Genomic DNA, 19,697 nt, shown 5'->3' on the forward strand with positions numbered 1-19,697 from the left:
AGCCTAGTCTCTCCGGCCACCGGGCGATCGACGGCGGCACGTGCGGAAGGATGGACGGCATGCGCATCGTGGTACTGACCGGCGGCATCGGGGGCGCCCGCTTCCTGCTCGGCGTCCGGGCGTACGCCCGGGAGGTGGGCGCCGAGGTGACCGCAGTGGTCAACGTCGGCGACGACCTGTTGCTGCACGGCCTGAAGGTCTGCCCCGACCTGGACAGCGTGCTCTACACGCTCGGTGGCGGCGCCGACCCGGACCGTGGCTGGGGTCGGGTCGGCGAGACCTGGACGGTCAAGGCCGAGCTGGCCGCGTACGGGGCGGAGCCGAGCTGGTTCGGCCTCGGCGACAAGGACCTCGCCACCCATCTGGTGCGCACCACGATGATCAACGCCGGCTACCCGCTGTCCCAGGTCACCGAGGCGCTGGCCGCCCGCTGGCAGCCCGGCGTACGTCTGCTGCCGGCCACCGACGAGCGCCTGGAGACCCACGTCGTCATCTCCGACGAACAGGGGCGGCGGGCGATCCACTTCCAGGAGTGGTGGGTGCGGTACCGGGCCGACGTACCGACGCACCAGTTCGTCTTCGTCGGCGCGGACGCGGCGAAGCCCGCTCCCGGCGTGGTCGAGGCGATCACCGCCGCGGACGTGGTGCTGATCGCGCCGAGCAACCCGGTGGTCAGCATCGCCCCCGTGCTGGCCGTACCCGGCCTGCGCGACGCGGTGGCCGGCGGCCCGGCCCCGGTCGTCGGGGTGTCGCCGATCATCGGCGGCGCGCCGGTACGCGGCATGGCCGACCGCTGCCTGGCCGTGCTCGGTGTCGAGTGCAGCGCGGCCGGGGTGGGCGGCCTCTACGGCGGCCGCTCGGGCGGCGGGCTGCTCGACGGCTGGCTGGTCGCGCCGGAGGACGCGGGGACGGTGGTGCCGGACGTGGTGGTCGCTCCGGCGCCGCTGCGGATGACCGACGAGGCGGCCGCCGCCGCGATGGTGCGCGCCGCGCTGGAGTTGATGTGAGGCTGGAGATCCTGCCGGTGCCGGGCATCGGCCACGTGACCGAGGGCGACGACCTGGCGGCGCTGATCGCCGGCGCGGCTCCGTGGCTGCGCGACGGCGACGTGCTGGTGGTCACCAGCAAGATCGTGTCGAAGGCGGAGGGCCGGCTGGTCGACGTGCCGGCGGACGGCCCGGAACGCCTCGCCGAGCGGGACCGGGTGCTGGCCGGCGAGACCGCCCGGGTGGTCGCCACCCGGGGCACGACCCGGATCGTGCAGACCCACCACGGGTTCGTGATGGCGTCCGCCGGCATCGACGCGTCAAACGTGGACAAGACCCGGCTGGTGCTGCTGCCGGTGGACCCGGACGCCTCCGCCCGGGCGCTGCGGGCCGCGCTGCGCGACCGGTACGGCGTCGACGTCGCGGTCGTCGTCAGCGACACCATGGGCCGCCCGTGGCGCAACGGCCTCACCGACGTGGCGCTCGGGGTGGCGGGCATGCCGGCGATCCGCGACCACCGGGGCGAGGTCGATCCGTACGGCAACGAACTCCATCTCACCCAGATGGCCGTGGTCGACGAGCTGGCCGGCGCCGGCGAGCTGATCAAGGGCAAGTGCGACCAGGTGCCCGTCGCGGTCGTCCGCGGTTATCTCGACGCGACCCGGGACGACGACGAGGGCGCCCGGACGCTGGTACGGGACGCCTCGCTGGACCTCTTCTCGCTGGGCACCGCCGAGGCGCGCGCCGCCGGCCTGCGTGCGGCGGCCACCCTCGCCGACGGCATCGGCCCGGAGCCCGCCGACCCGGCCGCGGTGGAACGGGCGATCGCCGCGGTCGCCGAGGTGATCGCCCCCGGCACCGTCTTCACCCACGTCACCGACCAGGAGGTACGCGCCGGACTCGCCGCCAACGTGCCCGGCTGGCCCGCCACGGCCACCGATCTGGTGCTGGGCGCGGCGCCGACCCCGGTCGACCGGGCGGATCTGGTCCGGTTCGGCGCGGACCTGCAACGCCTGCGCACCGCGCTGGCCGCCGAGGGTGTCGGTTCGACCCTGCTGCCGCCTCCGGTGGGCACCACCGCCAGCGCCACCCTGGCCCTCTGACCGCACCCCGGGCCGGTCCCGGGCGGACGATCCGGCCGCTCGCCGGGCCGGCGGGTCAGGCGTCGAGGACCGCGCGGCCCAGCGGCGTCAGCGTGTGCAGCACCCGGTTGCGGTCGCGGTGGCTGACCAGCAGCCCGGCGTTGCGGAGCACGGTGGTGTGCTGGCTGGCCGCGGCGGCGGAGATGTGCAGCCGCCGGGCCATCTCGCCGGTGGTGCAGCCCTCGTCGGCGACCTGGAGCACGGCCGCGCGGGTGCGCCCGAGCAGCGCGGCGAGCGCCTCCCGCTGGGCGGCGTCGCTCTCCCGGCCGCCGCCGGTCTCGGGGGTGAGGCCGCCGAGCCGGTCGACCGGATAGACCAGCACCGGGGGCAGGCTCGGATCGAGCAGCGCCACCGGGGTGCGGGAGCAGAAGAACGACGGGACGAGCAGCAGGCCCCGGCCGTCCAGGTGCAGCTCCCGGGTATCCGGGTAGTCGAGCACCTCGAGCACCCCGTCGGCCCAGCGCATGGTGGGCTTGAGGCTGGCCAGCAACCCTTCCGCGCCGCCGTCGAGCATGGCCCGGGCACGGCGGGCCCGGTCCGCCTCGACGGCGGCCTGGACCCGGGCCCAGTACGGCGTCACCGCCAGCGACTGGTAGCGCGCCATGGTGTCGGTGAGGTCCTGCAACACCTCGGGTTCGCCCCGGGCGAGCGCCGTCGCCGACGGTGGCAGCGGGGTCTCCCCGGCGAGCACGGTCAGGTCACGGCGCAGCATGCCGAGCGGGGTGCCCCGCACCGCTTCCAGCCCGGCCTCGAACCCGTCCCGGCTGGCGGACGGGGTGAGGAAGTCGGGGAAGTAGCCGCGCGGCGGGTTGAGCGCGAGGAGCAGCCGGTAGCGCTCGGCACCGGTGTCGGTCCGCAGGCCCCGCGCGACGCCACGCCGCCAGGTGTTCGACAGCGGGTCACGGCTGCGCCCCTGGAGCAGGTGCAGGCTGAGGACCAACTCCCAGAGCGGGTCCGCGGCCGGGGCGACCCGGGTCCGCAGAATGTCCTCGCTCGAGAAAATGATCTTCAACATGGAGCGCTCCCGGGTGGACGGCGGAGGTGCCCGCCACCCCTGGCACTTTACCCGCCGGCACTAATCTCCATCTTTAAGCGTGACGTGAAAGACCTCGACGCCAGGACGGCGGTTCGGCAGACTCTGGATTGCCCGCCGACGCCGGGGCGCAGTGTCGACCCGGTTGCCGGCCGACGGGCGTGGCCGGACGGCACCACGAGGGTCTGCGGATTCGCTCCGCAGGGGTGCCGTCCGGCCCTCGCTCATCCGATCCAGAGCGCCACCCGGTGGTCCTCGTCGGTCACGTAGCACCAGCCTCCCGCCACCTCGGCCAGCCCTTCCACCTGGTGGAACGGCGCCAACTCGGCCACCAGCTCGGCGTCCACCCGGGCGCCGCCGCCGGGGACGTGGTGGAACCGCACGTGCCGCGACGTCACCTCACCGCCGTGCGGGTGGTCGTCGAGCAGCACCGAACCCTTGCCCAGCGCGTCGATCGAGCCGATCACCGCCGCGTAGCCACCGTCGCCGGTCGGGGTGATCGCGCGGAAACCGGCCAGCGCGCCGGCCGGCGTCACCCCGCTGAGCGCGTACGCCCCGAGCGCCCGCGGCCAGCCCGCCGGGCCGCTGTCGTCGAACATCTCCGCCACCCCGGCCAGCTCGACGTAGATCGGCTCACCGTCGGCGGTCACCGGGAACCGCAGGCCGAGCAGCGCGGTGCCGGCCGGGGTGAACGCCGCCGCCTCGACGTTGAGCGGCAGGTCGTCGTCCGCCAGCCGGGTCACCCAACCCTTGGCCCGGGCGGCGCCCCGGTCCCGGGTCGCCACGATGAACCGTCGCCGGACCTCCTCGCCCGGCGGCAGCAGCGGCAGCGGGGTGGCGACGAGCGCGTCGTTGACCGCCCGGTGCAGCCGGAAACGGTTGCGGACCACCCGCACGGCGAGCGGCCCGGTCGCCGCGTCGTCCTCCCGGAACCGCGCGCAGCAGGTCGCTCGCCTCGTTGCCGGCCACCAGGAACTCGACGAGTCGCAGGGTCACCGGGCCAGGGTACGGAGGCGGCGCTCGTACAGTGTCCGGGTGCCCGACACCTCCCGCACCACGTACGCCGACCTGCACGCCGACGCCGTCGCGGAGCTGAGCCGCTGGACGGCGACCAGCCCCGCCACCGCCACCAACCGCGACCGCACCCTGGCGTTGCTGGCCGCCGGGCCGGTGGCGATGAGCCGCGCGCACCGGCCCGGGCACGTCACCGCCAGCGCGCTGGTCCTCGACCCGACCGGCGACCGGGTGCTGCTCTGCCTGCACGGCAAGATGCGCCGGTGGGTGCAGTTGGGCGGGCACTGCGAGCCCGGCGACCGGAGCCTCGCTGCCGCCGCGCTGCGGGAGGCGACCGAGGAGTCCGGGATCCCCGGCCTGACCCTGGACCCGGTTCCGATCGACGTGGACATCCACCCGGTCGCCTGCCAGGGCGGCTCGCTGCACCACGACGTCCGGTACGCCGTGTTCGCGCCGACCGGGGCGACCGAGCGGGTCAGCGACGAGTCCGAGGCGTTGGGCTGGTTCCCGCCGGACCGCCTGCCGGAGCCGCTCGCCCACGCGACCGCCCAGCTGGTGGCGCCGGCGCTGGCCGCGCTGGCCCGCCGCGCCGCCGGCTGAGGACACGCCGACGGCCCGGCGGGCGCCCGGTCAGACCAGGCCCTCCTCGCCACGCTCCTTGAGCTGGTCGACGATCTTCTTGACGTCCTGCGCCCGGTCGCGGGGACAGACCAGCACCGCGTCCGGCGTGTCCACCACGATCAGGTCGTGCAGGCCGACCGTGGCGACGAGCCGACCGGAGTGCGGCACCACCACGGTGCCGGTGGTGTCGTGCAGCAGCACGCCGGGCTTCGCGTCGCCGCCGAGCACCACGTTGCCGGCGGCATCGGCCGGGAGCACCTCGCCGAGGGTGTGGAAGTCGCCGACGTCGTTCCAGCCGAAGTCGCCCGGCACGGTCGCCACCCGGCCGGCGGTCGCCGCGCCCTCCATCACCGCGTAGTCGACCGAGATCTTCGGCAGCGTCGGCCACACCCTGCCGAGCACGTCGTCCTGCTCCGAGGTGCCCCAGGCCGCCGCGATGGCGGTGATCCCGGCGTGCAACGCCGGCTGCTGGCGGGCCAGCTCGGTCAGGAAGACGTCCACCCGCCAGACGAACATGCTGGCGTTCCAGAGGTGCCGGCCGGAGCGGAGGTAACCCTCGGCCACCTCGGCCGCGGGCTTCTCCTTGAACTCGCGTACCGGTCGCAGCGGCCCGTCGCCCACCGGGTCGCCGGTCTCCAGGTAGCCGTAGCCGGTCTCCGGCCGGGTCGGGGTGATGCCCACCGTCACCAACAGCCCCTGCTCGGCGCCGCGGATCGCCTGCCGCACCACCTCGGTCAGGCGGTCCGGGTCGCCGATCAGGTGGTCGGCCGCGAACGAGCCCATCACCGCGTCGGGGGCGCGCTGGGCGATCACCGCGGCGGCCAGCGCGATGGCCGCGCAGGAGTCCCGCGGAGAGGGCTCCACCAGGACGTTCTCCTCCGGCAGGCCAGCCAGTTGCCGGGCCACCGCCGCGGCGTGCGCGGCTCCGGTGACCACGAGCGTGCGCTCCGGTGTGGTCAGCGGCGCCAACCGGTCGACCGTGGCCTGCAACAGCGAGGCGGGGGTGCCGGTCAGCGGGTGGAGGAACTTGGGATGGCCGGCGCGGGACAGCGGCCACAACCTTGTGCCGCTGCCGCCCGCCGGGATGACGGCGTAGAACATCAGCACATCATGCCCGAAGCGGGCGAGCCGCCACGGTGCGTCGGCGGCGCGCCGCGACGGACGCTCAGGAACGTGCCCGCCGCCAGGCGGCGATGTGCACCTCCGCGCTGGACTCCCAGGTGAACTCCTTGGCCCGGTCGAAGCCGGCCTTGGCCAGGGAGAGCCGCCGCTGCTCGTCGTCGAGCAGGGCGGCCAGGTCGGTGGCGATCTGGTCCGGGTCCTCGCTGGTGTACGCCACGGCGTCGCCGCCCACCTCGGGCAGGGACAGTCGCGGCGTGGTGAGCACCGGCGCCGCGCACGCCATCGCCTCCAGGATCGGCAGCCCGAAGCCCTCGCCGTAGGACGGGTAGGCGGCCACCAGCGCGCCGCCGAGGAAACCGGGCAGGTCGGCGTAGCGCAGGTAGCCGGGGCGGAGCAGCCGCAGGTGCGACGGGACCTCGGCCACCGCGCGGTCGATGTCGTCGTCGTGCCCCTGGCCGCCGGCCACCACCAGCACCGGCGGGTCGGTTCGGTCGGCCACCGCCCGGGCCCAGCCCCGGATCAGGTTGGGTACGTTCTTGCGCGGCTCCTTGGCACCCAGGAACGCGACGTAGCTGTTGTCGCCCAGCCCCAGGCGGGCCCGGACCCGGGCCTTCTCCTCGTCGCCCGGCGCGTGGAAGGCGGCCTGGTCGACGCCGTGGTAGGCCACGTCGATCCGGGTCGGGTCGGCGTCCAGCAGCCGGATCAGCTCGTCCCGGGTGGCCTTGCTCGGCACGATCACCCGGGCGGCGCGGCGCAGCGAGGTCTTGATCGCGCTGCGGAAGAACGTCCGGCGCGACTTGTCGTAGTGCTCCGGCTCGGTGAAGAACGTCGCGTCGTGCACGGTCACCGTCACCGGACACCCGGCCCGCAGCGGGCAGGTGTAGAACGGCGAGTGCAGCACCTCCGCGCCGACCTGCTGGGCCAGCAGCGGCAGGCCGGTCTGCTCCCAGGCGAGGCGCGCCGGCCGGTGCGCCACCGCCGCCGGCGCGGGGATGATCTCGGCACCGGGCAGCATCCGAGTGTAGCGCTCCAGGTCGGTGCGGAGGCTCACCACGGCCAGGTCGACGCCGTCGCCGCAGACCCGGCCGAGCGCGCCGAGCAGGCCGTCGACGTATCTACCGACGCCGCCGCGATCGGCGGGGACACTCGTGGCGTCGATGAGAACGCGGGGCGGGCGACCGGCGGTCACGGGGCAACTCCTCAGGTGGCGCGGATGTGGGGAAGAACACTGTCGGCAAGCCTACGCCGGGCGGGGTGTCCGACGCTGACTGCGACCCGACGGTACGCCGACTTGTCGTTGTCATCGAGTACGCACCCGGAGCGCGTATCGTTCGCGCCGATGGCCGACAACATTGCCCGGGTGTTCGCCGCCGCGATCGCGAGCGACCCCACCCGACCGCTGCTGACCTGGTACGACGACGCCACCGGCGAACGCACCGAACTCTCCGGCGCGACGCTGGCGAACTGGGTGGCGAAGACCGCCAACCTGCTCGTGGACGAGGTCGGCTGCGCGCCCGGCGATCCGGCCGCCGTGCTGCTGCCGCCGCACTGGCAGACCGCCGCGGTGCTGCTCGGCTGCTGGTCGGCGAAACTCACCGTGGTCGATTCCCCGGGTCCGGTGGAGGTGCTGTTCACCGCCGTCGACCGGGTCGACGAGGCGAGCCGGTGGCCGGCCGGCGAGCGGTACGCGCTGGCGCTGGACCCGTTCGCGCTGCCGATGCGTCAGGTGCCGGCCGGGTGCGCCGACTTCGTCGGTGCGGTACGCGCCCACGGCGACCACTTCACCCCGTACCCCTCCGCCGGTGAGGCGGACGCGGCGCTGCTGGCCCGCGCGGAGGCCCGCGCCGCGGAGCTGGGCCTCACCCCCGGTGACCGCCTCCTGGTCGACGTGACCCGGCACCCCGACCCGGTCGACTGGCTGCTGGCCCCGCTGACCGCCCGCGCCAGCATCGTGGCCTGCGCCAACACCGACCCGACCCGCCTCAACTCCCGCGCCGGGACCGAAAAAACCACCCACACCCTGCCCTGACCCGCCCGCTGCCCCGCGATCGTGCGCCTACGGTCCGGAGCCGGGGCATTCGCCCCTTTCGTCGGGGCGGACAGTGCACGGTCGCAGGAGCCGGAGGGCTCAGGCCGGGGTGGGGGCGTCGGGGGTGGCGCGGCGCTGGGCCAGGGTGGCGAACGCCGTGAGGGACTCGGGGTTGGCCAGGGCGCCCTTCGCCGCCGCGCGGTCGACCGGGGTGCCGGTGAGGATCTTCTTGACCGGCACCTCCAGCTTCTTCGCGCTCAGCGTGCGCGGCACGGCGCGGACCTGGTGGATCTCGTCCGGCACGTGCCGCGGCGACAGGGCGGTACGCAGCTCGCGGCAGATCTTCCTCCGCATCGCGTCGTCCAGCTCCAGACCGTCGGCGAGCACCACGAACAGCAGCAGCTCCCCCGCGCCGCCCTCGTCGTCCTCCAGGTGCACCACCACCGAGTCGACCACCTCGTCGAGCCCCTCCACCACGGAGTAGAACTCGGCCGTGCCGAGCCGTACCCCGCCCCGGTTGAGCGTGGCGTCGGACCGGCCGGTGATGACGCAGCCACCGCGCTCGTTCACGGTGATCCAGTCGCCGTGCCGCCACACCCCGGGATAGACCTCGAAGTACGCCTCCCGGTAGCGGGCGCCGTCCGGGTCGTTCCAGAACCCGACCGGCATGCTCGGCATCGGCTCGGTGATCACCAGCTCGCCGAGCTGGCCGATGACCGCGGAACCGTCGGCGGAGCGGGCCTCCACCTTCGCGCCGAGCGCCCGGCAGGCGATCTCACCGGCGTGCACCGGCAGCAGCGGCACCCCGCCGACGAAACCGGTGCAGACGTCCGTGCCGCCGGAGAGCGACTGGAGCTGAAGGCGGTCGTTGACGTTCTCGTACACCCAGGTGAAGCCCTCGGCGGGCAGCGGCGCGCCGGTCGAGCCGAGGCCGCGCAGCGCGGACAGGTCGGCGACGTCCCGCGGCACCAGCCCGGCCTTGCGGCAGGCCAGCAGGAACGGGGCCGAGGTGCCGAAGTACGTGGTGCCGGTCTCCGCCGCCGTCCGCCACAGCGCGCCCAGGTCCGGGTGGCCCGGGTTGCCGTCGAAGAGCACGATCGCCGCGCCCACCGCCGGCCCGGACACCAGGAAGTTCCACATCATCCAGCCGGTGGTGGTGAACCACAGGAACCGGTCCGCCGGGCCCAGGTCGTGGTGCAACGCCAGCATCTTCAGGTGCTCCAGCAGGATGCCGCCGTGGCCGTGCACGATCGGCTTCGGCAGGCCGGTGGTGCCGGAGGAGTAGAGCACGTAGAGCGGATGGTCGAACGGTACCGGGGTGAACGACAGTGGCTCGTCCGTCTCCGCCGCCAGCTCCGCCCAGGAGATCGCGGCCTCCGGCGCGTCACCGGCCGGATCGAGGTACGCGACGGCGACGGTGTGCCGCAGCGACGGCAGCGCGGCCCGGATGGCGGCCACCTCGGCGCGCCGGTCGACCGGCTTGTCGCCGTACCGGTAGCCGTCCACCGCGACCAGCACCGACGGCTCGATCTGCTGCCAGCGGTCGGTGACGCTGCGGGTGCCGAACTCGGGCGCGCAGGAGGAGAAGATCGCGCCCAGGCTCGCGGTGGCGAGCAGCAGGACGTAGGTCTCCGGGATGTTCGGCGCGTACGCGGCCACCCGGTCGCCGGGGCCCACGCCGAGCCGGCGCAGGCCGGCGGCCACCCGGCGGACCCGGTCGCGCAGCTCCGCCACGGTGAGCGTCTCCGGCGCGCGGGTCTGCCCGTGTGCGATCACCGCCGGGTCGTCGTCGCCGAGCCCGGGCATGCGCAGCACGTTCTCCGCGTAGTTGAGCGTCGCGCCGGGGAACCAGCGGGCGCCGGGCATGGCCCGCCCGGCGAGCGTGGCGGTCGGCGGGGTGTGCGCGAGCACCTGGAAGTAGTCCCAGATCGAGCGCCAGAACGCGTCCAGGTCGGTCACCGACCACTGCCACAGCGCGTCGTAGTCGACGAACTCCAGCCCCCGGTGCTCGGTCAGCCAGCGCAGGTAGTCACCGATCCGGGACCGTTCACGCACGTCGGCCGGCGGCGTCCAGAGCACGTCACCCACAGTTCCACCCTCCCTGGGGCCCGGCACGACACTGTGCATGGGCCGTGGCGCCATCTTGCCCTACCTCGTGCCGCCATTCTCCGCACCGGGCGCCGGCTACGGGGCGTGCCCACCCCACACCCCCCGCCCCCTCCCCATGTGGGTGTAAGGAGGGGCCCCTCCTTACACCTCAGGCGGCGCGGTGGGCCTGGATGGCACGGCGGCGGGCCAGCCGGTGGGCGCGTCGGATCTCCGCCTCCCGGAAGCGGCGCTCGTCCTCGGGCGTCTCGGGCAGCACCGGGCGCACCGCGCGGGGCGCGCCGCCGACGTCCACCCCCACGAAGACCAGGTACGCGGTGGCGACCCGCACCGGCTCGTCCTCGGCCGAGTCCCAGCGCTCGCCGACCACCCGCACGCCGACCTCCATGGAGGTGTTGCCGGTCCAGTTGACCTGGGCGTGCGCGTGCACCAGATCCCCCACCCGGACCGGCTCGGAGAAGACGATCTCGTCGATGGAGGCGGTGACCGCGGTGCCGCCGCTGTGCCGGGCCGCCGCCGCGCCCGCCACGTCGTCGACGAACTTCATCAGTACCCCACCGTGCACGGTCCCGTACAGATTGACATCGACGGCGGTCATGATGCGACTCAGCGTGACGCGGGAGTACGAGGTCGGCTTACCCGGCGGGACCGCGGGATGATCTGTCATGCCGGAAACGGTACGGTGCGCGGATGCGACATCTCTGGAGCTTCCTCGCCGGGTTGGTGGTGGCACCCGTCACCTGGGTGCTCGTCACCCTCGGTCAGGACGGATCTGGGCGGACCGTCAACCGCTGGGTGGAGATCGGTACGTACAGCACCCCGAACCTGATCGAGCCGGCCGTCTACCTCGGCGTCGCCGGCGTCCTGCTCGGCCTGCTCGGCACGCTGCGTTTCTCACCGCTCGGCCCGCTCGTGGCGGGGCTGCTGCTGGTGGTCCCCTACGTCGGGCTGTTCGTCGCGCCGTTCAGCGTGCGGGACCGGGTCCCCGGCGATCTGAAGCTGTTGGGTGATCCGCTGCCGCTGCGCCAGCCGCTGGACAACGGCACGCTGTTCCTCATCGGCATGCTGCTGCTGATGGCCGTGTTCAGCGCCGGGCGGTGGCGGCGTGGACCCGCGCCGCGGACGGACGGGGCGGAGCTGACCCCGGCCGTCACGCCGGCCGAGCAGCGGCCCGCGCCCACCGACTGGCCCCCGCCCGGCCCGCCGAAGGACCCGGACACGGCCCCGCTCACGCTCGCCTATCCGGAAACCCCCACCGAACCCCTGCCCCGCCGCACCGGCGGCGAGTCGCCGTGGTCCGCCCCGCCCCGGTACGGCTCCGACCACCCCACCGACGACCGCTGAGACGGCCGCGGGCGGGCCGGCATCGGCCCGCCCGCCCCGGTCGTCCGCGCCGGCCCGGTCGAACCCGGCTGCCGTCGCGCCGACCGGTCCGGTCAGCCGACCCCCAGATCCCCACGCCCGCGGCGGCAAGCGTGGCCTCGACCGGCTGGAAGTACGACCGCTGCGGCATGTCGCCCTTCGGTCGGCACGGTCCGCCGGACGACCGTCCGGTTGACCGCGCCGGCCGGGCGCCGGCCGGTCAGCCCTTGAGCAGCTGGCGGGCCACGACGATGCGCTGCACCTGGTTGGTGCCCTCGTAGATCTGGGTGATCTTGGCGTCCCGCATCATCCGCTCGACCGGATAGTCGCGGGTGTAGCCGTAGCCGCCGAGCAGCTGGACCGCGTCGGTGGTGATCTCCATGGCGGCGTCCGAGGCGAAGCACTTCGCGGCCGCGCCGAAGTAGGTCAGGTCCGCGTCACCCCGCTCGGACTTGCCGGCGGCGGCGTACGTGAGCTGCCGTGCCGCCTCCAGCTTCATGCCCATGTCGGCGAGCATGAACTGGATGCCCTGGAACTCGGCGACCGCCTTGCCGAACTGCTTGCGCTCCTGGACGTAGCCCTTGGCGTAGTCCAGCGCGCCCTGGGCGATGCCGATCGCCTGGGCGGCGATGGTGACCCGGGTGTGGTCCAGCGTGCGCATGGCGGTGGCGAAGCCGGTGCCCTCCGCGCCGATCATCCGGTCGGCCGGGATCCGGACGTTGTCGAGGTAGACCTCGCGGGTCGGCGAGCCCTTGATGCCGAGCTTCTTCTCCGGGGCGCCGAAGCTCACGCCCGGGTCGGACTTCTCCACCACGAAGGCCGAGATGCCCTTCGAGCGAGCTGTGGGGTCGGTCACGGCGAAGACGGTGTAGAACTCGGAGATGCCCGCGTTGGTGATCCAGCGCTTCACGCCGTTGAGCACCCAGTGGTCGCCGTCACGCACCGCCCTGGTGGTCATCGAGGCCGCGTCGCTGCCCGCCTCCGGCTCGGAGAGGCAGTAGGAGAACATCGCGTCGCCCGAGGCGACCGGGGTCAGGTATTTCCGCTTCAGCTCCTCGGAGCCGGCCAGCAGCAGCGGCATGGTGCCCAGCTTGTTCACGGCCGGGATGAGCGAGGACGAGGCGCAGGCCCGGGCCACCTCCTCGATCACGATGGCCGTGGCGAGCGCGTCCGCGCCGGCGCCGCCGTACTCCACCGGGACGTGCGGGGCGTGGAAGTCGGCCGCCCGCAGCGCGTCGTAGGACGCCTTCGGGAACTCACCTGTCTCGTCCGCCTCAGCGGCATGCGGAGCCACCTTGGCCGTACAGACCTCACGGACCGCCTCCCGGATCGCCTCGTGCTCCTCCGGCAACCGGTAGACGTCGAACGACTGCTCTGCGGCCATGTCGGCCCTCCCCTTTTCACCGCTATCATGCGCAGTCTGTGCCGCCCGGGGGCCGCCGACTGCCGCAGACTGAAGAATAGCCACCAGGCTCGGACCGAACCCTACCGGCGGGTAGGCTCGCGGCCGAGCGTCGCCCACCCGACCCACTACCCTCACACCAGAATCAGTCCCCTCGGTGCCCGGCCTAGGCGCCCCAGCAGATGCGACGCGAGGATGCGCCGCCAGCGCGAGCGGAGAAGACAGGCGTGACGATCCCGTACCCGAACTCCCAGCCGATGCCCGCCATCGCCGCGGTCACCCCGCCCTCCGGCTCGGCCCGGCCCCGGGTGACCTTCCTCGGCACCGGCTACCTCGGCGCGACGTACGCCATCTGCTACGCCGAGCTGGGTTACGAGGTGCTCGGCTTCGACGTCGACGCGGACAAGATCGCCAAGCTGAACGCCGGTGAGGTGCCGATCCACGAGCCCGGCCTCGACGAGCTGCTGCGGCGCAACCTGGCCGCCGGCCGGCTGCGGTTCAGCACCGACATCCAGGAGACCGCCGACTTCGGCGACGTGCACTTCATCTGCGTCGGCACCCCGCAGCGGGCCGACGGCATGGGCGCCGACCTGTCGTACGTCGAGGCGTCGGTGACCAGCCTGGCCCAGCACCTGACCCGCAAGGCGCTGATCGTCGGCAAGTCCACCGTGCCGGTGGGCACCGCCGAGTGGGTGGAGCAGCTGGTCGGCAAGCACACCCCGACGGACCTCGGCGTCGAGGTGGCGTGGAGCCCCGAGTTCCTGCAGGAGGGGTTCGCCGTCGACGACGTGCTGCGCCCCAACCGGATCGTGGTCGGGGTCAAGAGCGAGTGGGCCAACGGCATGCTCTTCGCCGCCCACAAGGGCGTCTTCGACCTGGCCGCCACCGAGGACCGCGAGGTGCCCCTGGTGGTCACCGACTTCGCCACCGCCGAGCTGGTCAAGGTCGCCGCGAACGCGTTCCTGGCCACCAAGATCTCCTTCATCAACGCGATGGCCGAGGTCTGCGAGGCCGCCGGCGGCGACGTCACCCAGCTCGCCCGCTCGATCGGCTACGACCCGCGGATCGGCAACCGCTTTCTGCAGGCCGGGCTCGGCTTCGGCGGCGCCTGCCTGCCCAAGGACATCCGCGCCTTCCAGGCCCGCGCCCAGGAGCTCGGCGCCGGTGAGGCGCTGCGGTTCCTGCACGAGGTCGACCTGATCAACATGCGCCGGCGTACCCGGGTGGTGCAGCTCGCCGCCGAGCTGCTCGGCCGCCGCTCCGGCCCGGCGGGCCCGGACCTCTCCGGCACCCGGGTCGCGGTGCTGGGCGCCACCTTCAAGCCCAACACCGACGACGTACGCGACGCGCCCGCCCTCGCGGTCGCCGCGCTGCTCGGCAAGGCCGGCGCCGACGTGCACGTCTTCGACCCGCAGGGGATCGAGAACGCCCGCCGCGCGGTGCCCGGCCTGGCCTACGAGGAGACCATGAACGACGCCGTCCAGGGCGCCGACCTGGTCTGCGTGCTCACCGAGTGGGCCGAGTTCCGCAACGCCGACCCGGTGGCCATGGGCGAGCTGGTCAACGGCCGCAAGGTCGTCGACGGGCGCAACTGCCTGGACTCCACACTGTGGACGCAGGCCGGCTGGGAGTACCGCGGCCTGGGCCGCCCCTGACCCGATCGACATCGGGCCGGCCGGCCGGGGACCAGCTCCCCGGCAGGCCGGCCCTTTTTGTTGTCCGGAACGCGCCGGCAACTGTCGAAATCCCGGCCCGGTCAAGGCATGCTGCCTCTGAGAGGTCCACAGTGCGGGGGCGCGGGCGGACGGGAGACTGTCGTGGAGAGCTTCAGGTGCGCCGCGTGCGGGCGGGAGATCAAACCCGCCGCCGTCTGCCCGCACTGCGGCGCGGGACAGCCACAGTGGGCCGAGCACCTGGCCGACATCGAACGCTCGATCGCCGAGATGAAGGCCCGCGACGCCGAGATCGCCCGCGAGCAGCGGCAGATCGCCGCCAAGATGCAGGCGGCCCTCTTCCAGCGCGACATCCTGGCGCACGCCGGTGAGGAGCGGATCAAGCAGGCCACCCGGCCCCGCAAGGTGCTGCGCCGGCGTCCGGGGCGTCGCCCGCCCACCGCCGCCACCGGCGCCCCGCCCCGGGTGCCCCGGCAGGGCAACCCACCACCCGCGCCCGACGATCTGCCCCCGTCGCCGCCCCGCGGTCGCCCGCAGTGGCTCGACGCGGACGACCCGGAGCACCCGCCGGAGGCGTCCTCGCGCGAGGTGCAGAACATCCCCCTCGGGCTCGGCGCGCTGCTGCTCGGCGTCGCGGCGGTGGTCTTCGCCGCCGTCGCCACCAGCTCGATGGACGCGTTGGCCCGGCTCGGCGTGCTGCTGGTCGCCACCGTGCTGATGCTGCTCGCCCCGCCGGTGCTGGCCCGCCGCGGCCTCACCTCGACCGCCGAGACCATCGCCGCGGTCGGGCTGCTGCTGGTGCCGCTGGCCGGGTACGCGGTCTGGGCCGTCGACCGGATCGGCGGCGGCACCTCGGGGGCCGCGTTCGCCGGGTCGATCTTCCTGGTCACCACCGTGGTCGCGGTCGGTTACGCGTACGGCACGGGGCTGCGCGCGCCCCGCTTCGCCACCGTGCTGGCCGCCCAGCCGGTGCTGCCGCTGCTGGCGTACGAGCGGATCACCGGGCCGGCCGGCTGGGCCCTGGTGCTCACCGCGGTGGCCGTGCTGGACCTGGCGCTGGCCCGCTCCGCGGTGGTGCTGGAGCGGCCGGTCCGGTTCGATCTGCCCACCACCGCGCCGCGGGTTCCGGCCCCGCCCCGGCCGCGCGCCGACGACGACCGGCCCGAGTCCGCGCCGGAGGAGTCCGCCGAGGTGCTCGGCGCGGAGCCGCCGGCCGGCCCGGACACCGCCGCGGCGGCCCGACCGGTGCCGTGGCTACGCGAGCTGACCTGGCTGCTGCACGGCGCGGCGGTCGCGGTCGCCCTGGCGTACGCGGTCACCGCCCTGCTGCGCTCCGCGACCGTGCCGGGCGCCGCGGCCGCCGGCACGGTGCTGCTGCTGGCCGCGCTGACCGCGTTGGCCGGCACGCTGATGCTGCGCCGGCCGCCGCTGCCCGACGTGGGCGCCGGCATCGTCACGCTCGCGGTGATCGGCGCGCTCGGCCGGGTCGCCTCGGTGGCCCTGCCCGGCCGGTCCCTGCTGCTGATCGCCGCGGTCATCGCGCTCACCGGGTTCGCCGTCCGGGCGATGCCGGAGGCGGCCCGCCGGGGCCCGCAACTCGCGTCCGCGGTGGCGCTCACGGTCAGCGGCCTGGTGGTCGCCGGCGGGGCGCTGCGGGCCGGGCTGGCCCCGGTCCGGGCGGCGTTGCCGGCCTGGTCGGCCGACCTGAGCGGATGGCACGCCGAGCTGGCCCGGGCGGTCGGCCCGACCGGTTGGCAGCTCGCCGCCAGCGCGTTGCTGCTCACCGTCGCCGCCGTGGTCGCGCTGCCGATCACGATCCGGCGCGAGTTCGCGGTGGTCGGCGCGGCGCTCACCGCGCTCGCCGTGCCGGCCTCGCTCGGTCTGGGCTGGGCGGCGGCCTGCTGGCCGATGCTGCTGACCGCGGTCGCCGTCGGGGTGCTCGGGCTCACCGCCGGCACCGAACGCGCCGCCGTGGTGCACGCGGCGACCGCGGCCGGGCTGGGGTTGGTCGGGGCCGGAGCCGCGCTCGCCCGGCCCGCGCTCACCGCCGCCGCGCTGACCCTGCTCTTCCTGGCCGGGGCGCTGGTCTCGCTCGCGCCCCGGGTCCGTATCGCCGCCGCCGCGACGGACCCGGTCTGCGCCTGGGCCGCCGGCGGCGCGGCGTTCGCCCTGCCCGGCGCGGTGGCCGCGTTCGTCGCCGCCACCGTGCCGACGCCACCGGCGCCCACCCCGGCCAACCTGCGCGAGATCACCGTCCCGATCCTCGCCGCCAGCTTCCTCGCCGTCTGCGTGACGCTTGCCTACGCCGCCCTGGTCCAGGTGGCGCAGCGGCAGCTGAGCATGCCGCACGCGCTCGGCACGGTGCTCGGCGCGGTGGCGGTCGCCGCCGCCGGGTTCGGCGCGCCCGGCGCCACCTCGGCCGACGCCTGGGTGGGTGGTCTGCTGCTGATCAGCGCCGCGCTGCTGGCGCTGGCCCCGCGGATCGACGCCGGGCGCCGCGCCGACATGTCGCTCGACGGGTCGGACCTGGCCCTCGCCGCCAGCACGGTGGCGCTGGTCGCCACGCTGGCCCGGATCGCCGCGGTGCTCGCGCCGGGTGGCCAGCTCGTGGTGGCGGCCGCGTTGGTGCTGGTGGTGGCGGTCGCGGCCCGGGCCCTGCCGGTGGAGTGGCGACGCGGGCCGATCCTCGGCATCGCGGCCGGCGGCACCCTGATCGGGCTCATCGCCGCCTGGAGCGCCCTGCGCGGCGGTGTCGGCGTGCTGGCCACTCCCGGACCGATCTGGGCCGGGGACCTGAGCGGCTGGCCGGCCGCGCCCACCGGTGGGACGACCTGGCAGGCGCCGGTGGCACTGGCGCTGCTGGCGGTGACCGCCGCCATCCTGCTCCCGCCACCGTGGAAGTACGACGTCTCGGGGGTGGCCGCGGTGCTCGCCACGGTGGGCGCGCCGGCCGCGTTCGACCTGCCCTGGTGGTCGCCGGTGCTGGTCGGCGCCATGGTGGCCACGGTCTACGGGATGGCGGCGGTGGCCGCCGCGGACCCGAGGGCCGCGCTGTCCCGGGCCACCGTGGCCGGGGTGGTGGCGCTGCACGCCACCGGCGCCGGACTGGTCCGGCCCTGGACCACCGCGCTGGCGCTGGGCAGCATCGCGTTGATCGGGGTGACGGTGGCGGCCCTGGCCCGGTCGTTCGCGCCGAACCTGGTGGAGGACGTCCGCGCCGAGGGCATGCCGCCGCATCTGGTTCAGGTGGGCGGCGCGGCCGCGGGGGCGGCCCTGCTCGCCCTGCCCGGCGCGGTGGCCGCGCTGTCCGTCGAGTTCGGCCGTCCCGCCCAGGTGGTGCTCACCGCCGCGCTGGCCGCCGCCAGCATCGGCCTGGCCGTGATCGCGGCGGTCCGCCGGCAGGTGCCGCAGTACCTTCCGTACGCCAGCGTGGCGGTCGTCGGCGCGGCCACCGTCACCGCCACCGCCGCCCTCCTGGTGCACCTGCCCGCCGGCGTGTTCGCCGCCGCCGCGGCGCTGCTCGGCGTGCTCGCCGAGCTGATCCGGGCGGCCACCGTCCCGCCGGCCGGCTCGGCCCGGCCGGTACGCCGCTGGTCGGTGCTGCTGAACGGGGCGCTGCGCCGGGACCGGGACGATCCCACCGAGCTGCGGTGGCGGGTCAGCCCGGCCGCCGGGGCGCTGGCCGCGGCGGCGTTGCCCACCGCGCTGGCACTGGTCACCCTGGCGCCGCCGCTGGTGGTGGCGCTCTTCTCGACGTTCGTCGTGCTGGGACGGGTGTGGCAGGGGCCGCCGCCGGAGTTGCTCACCCCGCCGCCGGACGCCGTGGACCCCACCCACGTGCTCACCGCGCTGCTGCTGACCGCGACCGCGGCGCTGGCCGCGACCGGGTTCAGCGGCGGTCGCCGGTCCCGGGCGGTGCCGGTGGTCCTGCCCGGGGCGGCCCTCACGCTGTTGATCACGCCGGTGGCGCTCGGTCAGGGCTGGCCGATCACCGCGCAGGCCGGGCTGGTCGTGTTCACCATCTCGATGTTGGGGCTGGCGCTGACCCCGCCGCCGGCGCCGGCCGAGCCGGGCCGCTCGATCCGGGTGGCCCGGGTGCTGGTCTTCGCCATCGGGCTCGCCGCCGGCGGCGCCGGGCTCGCCGGTGCCCTCGCCACCCGTGACCTGACCCTGATCACGCTTGGTAGCGCGGTCGCGGTGGGCCTGGTCGCCGCGTTCTTCGGCACCACCCAGCGGGCCCGCATCCTCGGCTGGCTGTTCGCCTCGCTGATGGCCCAGCTCTTCGTGCTGACGGTGGGGCTGGTGGCCGGGCTCGCGGCGGTCTGGTCCGCGTTCGGGGTGCTGGCGGTCGGCGCCGCGTTGCAGGTCTTCGCCGCCACCCTGCCCCGGTTGCGCCGGCCCGAGGCGTACCGGGAGGCGGCCACCGTCGAGTGGAGCGGTTACGGCGCGGCGCTGATCGCGCTGGCCCTGGCGTACGACTCGCCCCGGCACATCGCCGCGTTGCTGGCCGCGTGGGGCGCGGTGCTCGGGGTGGCGGCCAGCCGACCGGGGCGACGCCCGGTGGAGCGGAACCTGCTGTTCTGGGCGGTGGTGGCCTGCGAGATCAGCGCCTGGTGGATCCTGATGCGGGTGGCCGACGTGGCGCTGCCCGAGGCGTACACGCTGCCGTTCGCGGCGCTGGCCCTGCTGGTCGGGGTGCTGCAACTGCGCCACCGGCCGGACATGTCGAGCTGGGTGGCGTACGGGCCGGCGCTGGTGACCGCGTTCCTGCCCTCGCTGGCGATCGTGGTGGCCACCGACTCCAGCATGCTGCGGCAGGTGCTGCTGCTGCTCGGCGCCGTGGCGGTGCTGATCTTCGGCTCGACCAGCCGGCAGCAGGCGCCGGTGATCGTCGGCGCGACGGTGACCGCGATCGCCGCGGTGCACGCGCTGTTCAGCCTCGGCCCGTGGCTGGTGCTGATCCCGGTCGGCCTCGTCCTGCTGGTGCTCGGCGCGAGCAACGAGCGCCGCCGCCGCGCCCAGGAACGTCTGCAGACCGCGCTGCGCGGGATGCGCTGAGGCGCCGGCGGCCGACGCTGGACGACCGCCGTCCGGCGGATGGTGTCAGCAGCCGTCGTCCGCCGCGCCGGATCCGTCGCCCTGCCGGCGGCGCGTCAACCCGTGGCCCGGCTGGCACGTCAATCGGTCGCTTTGCGTAGCGGTCGGTT

13 protein-coding genes and 1 pseudogene are annotated in these 19,697 nt (G+C 74.8%); 7 read left to right on the forward strand and 7 right to left on the reverse strand.

Features of this window, described 5'->3' with window-relative positions; translation table 11 throughout:
• Positions 1-59: 59 nt before the first annotated feature.
• Both cofD and ACGFI2_RS03355 read left to right on the forward strand, forming a co-directional pair.
• Positions 60-1,007, forward strand: coding sequence for a 2-phospho-L-lactate transferase (gene cofD, locus ACGFI2_RS03350; RefSeq protein ID WP_393509820.1), 948 nt, complete (start codon positions 60-62; stop codon positions 1,005-1,007).
• Positions 1,004-2,089 (forward strand): coenzyme F420-0:L-glutamate ligase, encoded by a 1,086-nt coding sequence (locus ACGFI2_RS03355; RefSeq protein ID WP_393509823.1) that lies wholly within the window; start codon positions 1,004-1,006, stop codon positions 2,087-2,089. Before cofD ends, ACGFI2_RS03355 begins: the two co-directional genes overlap by 4 nt.
• Before the next feature lie 55 nt (positions 2,090-2,144).
• Here the strand turns inward: ACGFI2_RS03355 and ACGFI2_RS03360 are convergent, their stop codons facing one another.
• Positions 2,145-3,143, reverse strand: a complete 999-nt coding sequence (locus tag ACGFI2_RS03360; protein ID WP_393509826.1) for an ArsR/SmtB family transcription factor — start codon at positions 3,141-3,143, stop codon at positions 2,145-2,147.
• A gap of 242 nt (positions 3,144-3,385) precedes the next feature.
• Positions 3,386-4,105 (reverse strand): annotated as a pseudogene (locus tag ACGFI2_RS03365) (hypothetical protein); the annotation flags it as partial.
• 91 nt (positions 4,106-4,196) lie between these two features.
• Here ACGFI2_RS03365 and ACGFI2_RS03370 point away from each other — a divergent pair.
• The gene (locus tag ACGFI2_RS03370; RefSeq protein ID WP_393509829.1) at positions 4,197-4,775 is read left to right on the forward strand and encodes an NUDIX hydrolase; all 579 of its coding nucleotides are present in this window, start codon (positions 4,197-4,199) and stop codon (positions 4,773-4,775) included.
• Positions 4,776-4,805: 30 nt separating this feature from the next.
• Here the strand turns inward: ACGFI2_RS03370 and ACGFI2_RS03375 are convergent, their stop codons facing one another.
• A complete protein-coding gene (locus ACGFI2_RS03375; RefSeq protein ID WP_393509832.1) occupies positions 4,806-5,897 on the reverse strand; it encodes a mannose-1-phosphate guanylyltransferase in 1,092 nt (363 codons plus the stop codon).
• Between the two features lie 64 nt (positions 5,898-5,961).
• On the reverse strand, positions 5,962-7,107 hold the full coding sequence (locus ACGFI2_RS03380) for a glycosyltransferase family 4 protein (protein ID WP_393509834.1): 1,146 nt from the start codon (positions 7,105-7,107) through the stop codon (positions 5,962-5,964).
• 150 nt (positions 7,108-7,257) lie between these two features.
• Here ACGFI2_RS03380 and ACGFI2_RS03385 point away from each other — a divergent pair, with 150 nt between their 5' ends.
• Entirely contained in the window at positions 7,258-7,947 is a 690-nt protein-coding gene (locus ACGFI2_RS03385; RefSeq protein WP_393509837.1) for a TIGR03089 family protein, read from the forward strand.
• A 99-nt stretch (positions 7,948-8,046) separates the two neighbouring features.
• Here ACGFI2_RS03385 and ACGFI2_RS03390 read toward each other — a convergent pair whose 3' ends face one another.
• Both ACGFI2_RS03390 and ACGFI2_RS03395 read right to left on the reverse strand, forming a co-directional pair.
• On the reverse strand, positions 8,047-10,035 hold the full coding sequence (locus tag ACGFI2_RS03390) for an acetoacetate--CoA ligase (RefSeq protein WP_393509840.1): 1,989 nt from the start codon (positions 10,033-10,035) through the stop codon (positions 8,047-8,049).
• 169 nt (positions 10,036-10,204) lie between these two features.
• Positions 10,205-10,720, reverse strand: a complete 516-nt coding sequence (locus ACGFI2_RS03395; RefSeq protein WP_091060500.1) for an acyl-CoA thioesterase — start codon at positions 10,718-10,720, stop codon at positions 10,205-10,207.
• A gap of 23 nt (positions 10,721-10,743) precedes the next feature.
• Here ACGFI2_RS03395 and ACGFI2_RS03400 point away from each other — a divergent pair, with 23 nt between their 5' ends.
• Complete coding sequence (locus ACGFI2_RS03400; protein ID WP_393509843.1) at positions 10,744-11,397, forward strand: hypothetical protein; 654 nt, start codon at positions 10,744-10,746, stop codon at positions 11,395-11,397.
• 238 nt (positions 11,398-11,635) lie between these two features.
• Here the strand turns inward: ACGFI2_RS03400 and ACGFI2_RS03405 are convergent, their stop codons facing one another.
• A complete protein-coding gene (locus tag ACGFI2_RS03405; RefSeq protein WP_393509846.1) occupies positions 11,636-12,799 on the reverse strand; it encodes an acyl-CoA dehydrogenase family protein in 1,164 nt (387 codons plus the stop codon).
• 245 nt (positions 12,800-13,044) lie between these two features.
• On the opposite strand from ACGFI2_RS03405, the gene ACGFI2_RS03410 reads away from it, so the two are divergent.
• Both ACGFI2_RS03410 and ACGFI2_RS03415 read left to right on the forward strand, forming a co-directional pair.
• Positions 13,045-14,472: a UDP-glucose dehydrogenase family protein gene (locus ACGFI2_RS03410; RefSeq protein ID WP_393509849.1), complete on the forward strand. Its 1,428-nt coding sequence runs from the start codon at positions 13,045-13,047 to the stop codon at positions 14,470-14,472.
• A 162-nt stretch (positions 14,473-14,634) separates the two neighbouring features.
• Positions 14,635-19,548: an SCO7613 C-terminal domain-containing membrane protein gene (locus tag ACGFI2_RS03415; protein WP_393509852.1), complete on the forward strand. Its 4,914-nt coding sequence runs from the start codon at positions 14,635-14,637 to the stop codon at positions 19,546-19,548.
• Positions 19,549-19,697 lie beyond the last annotated feature (149 nt).

This window comes from Micromonospora sp. NPDC049282, assembly GCF_043197045.1.
In the GTDB taxonomy this organism is placed as follows: Bacteria; Actinomycetota; Actinomycetes; order Mycobacteriales; family Micromonosporaceae; genus Micromonospora.

Coding starts and splice junctions, on each gene's coding strand:
- cofD (WP_393509820.1), top strand. CDS start 60: ATGCGCATCGTGGTACTGACCGGCGGCATCGGGGGCGCCCGCTTCCTG.
- ACGFI2_RS03395 (WP_091060500.1), bottom strand. CDS start 10,720: ATGACAGATCATCCCGCGGTCCCGCCGGGTAAGCCGACCTCGTACTCC.
- ACGFI2_RS03385 (WP_393509837.1), top strand. CDS start 7,258: ATGGCCGACAACATTGCCCGGGTGTTCGCCGCCGCGATCGCGAGCGAC.
- ACGFI2_RS03400 (WP_393509843.1), top strand. CDS start 10,744: ATGCGACATCTCTGGAGCTTCCTCGCCGGGTTGGTGGTGGCACCCGTC.
- ACGFI2_RS03375 (WP_393509832.1), bottom strand. CDS start 5,897: ATGTTCTACGCCGTCATCCCGGCGGGCGGCAGCGGCACAAGGTTGTGG.
- ACGFI2_RS03405 (WP_393509846.1), bottom strand. CDS start 12,799: ATGGCCGCAGAGCAGTCGTTCGACGTCTACCGGTTGCCGGAGGAGCAC.
- ACGFI2_RS03360 (WP_393509826.1), bottom strand. CDS start 3,143: ATGTTGAAGATCATTTTCTCGAGCGAGGACATTCTGCGGACCCGGGTC.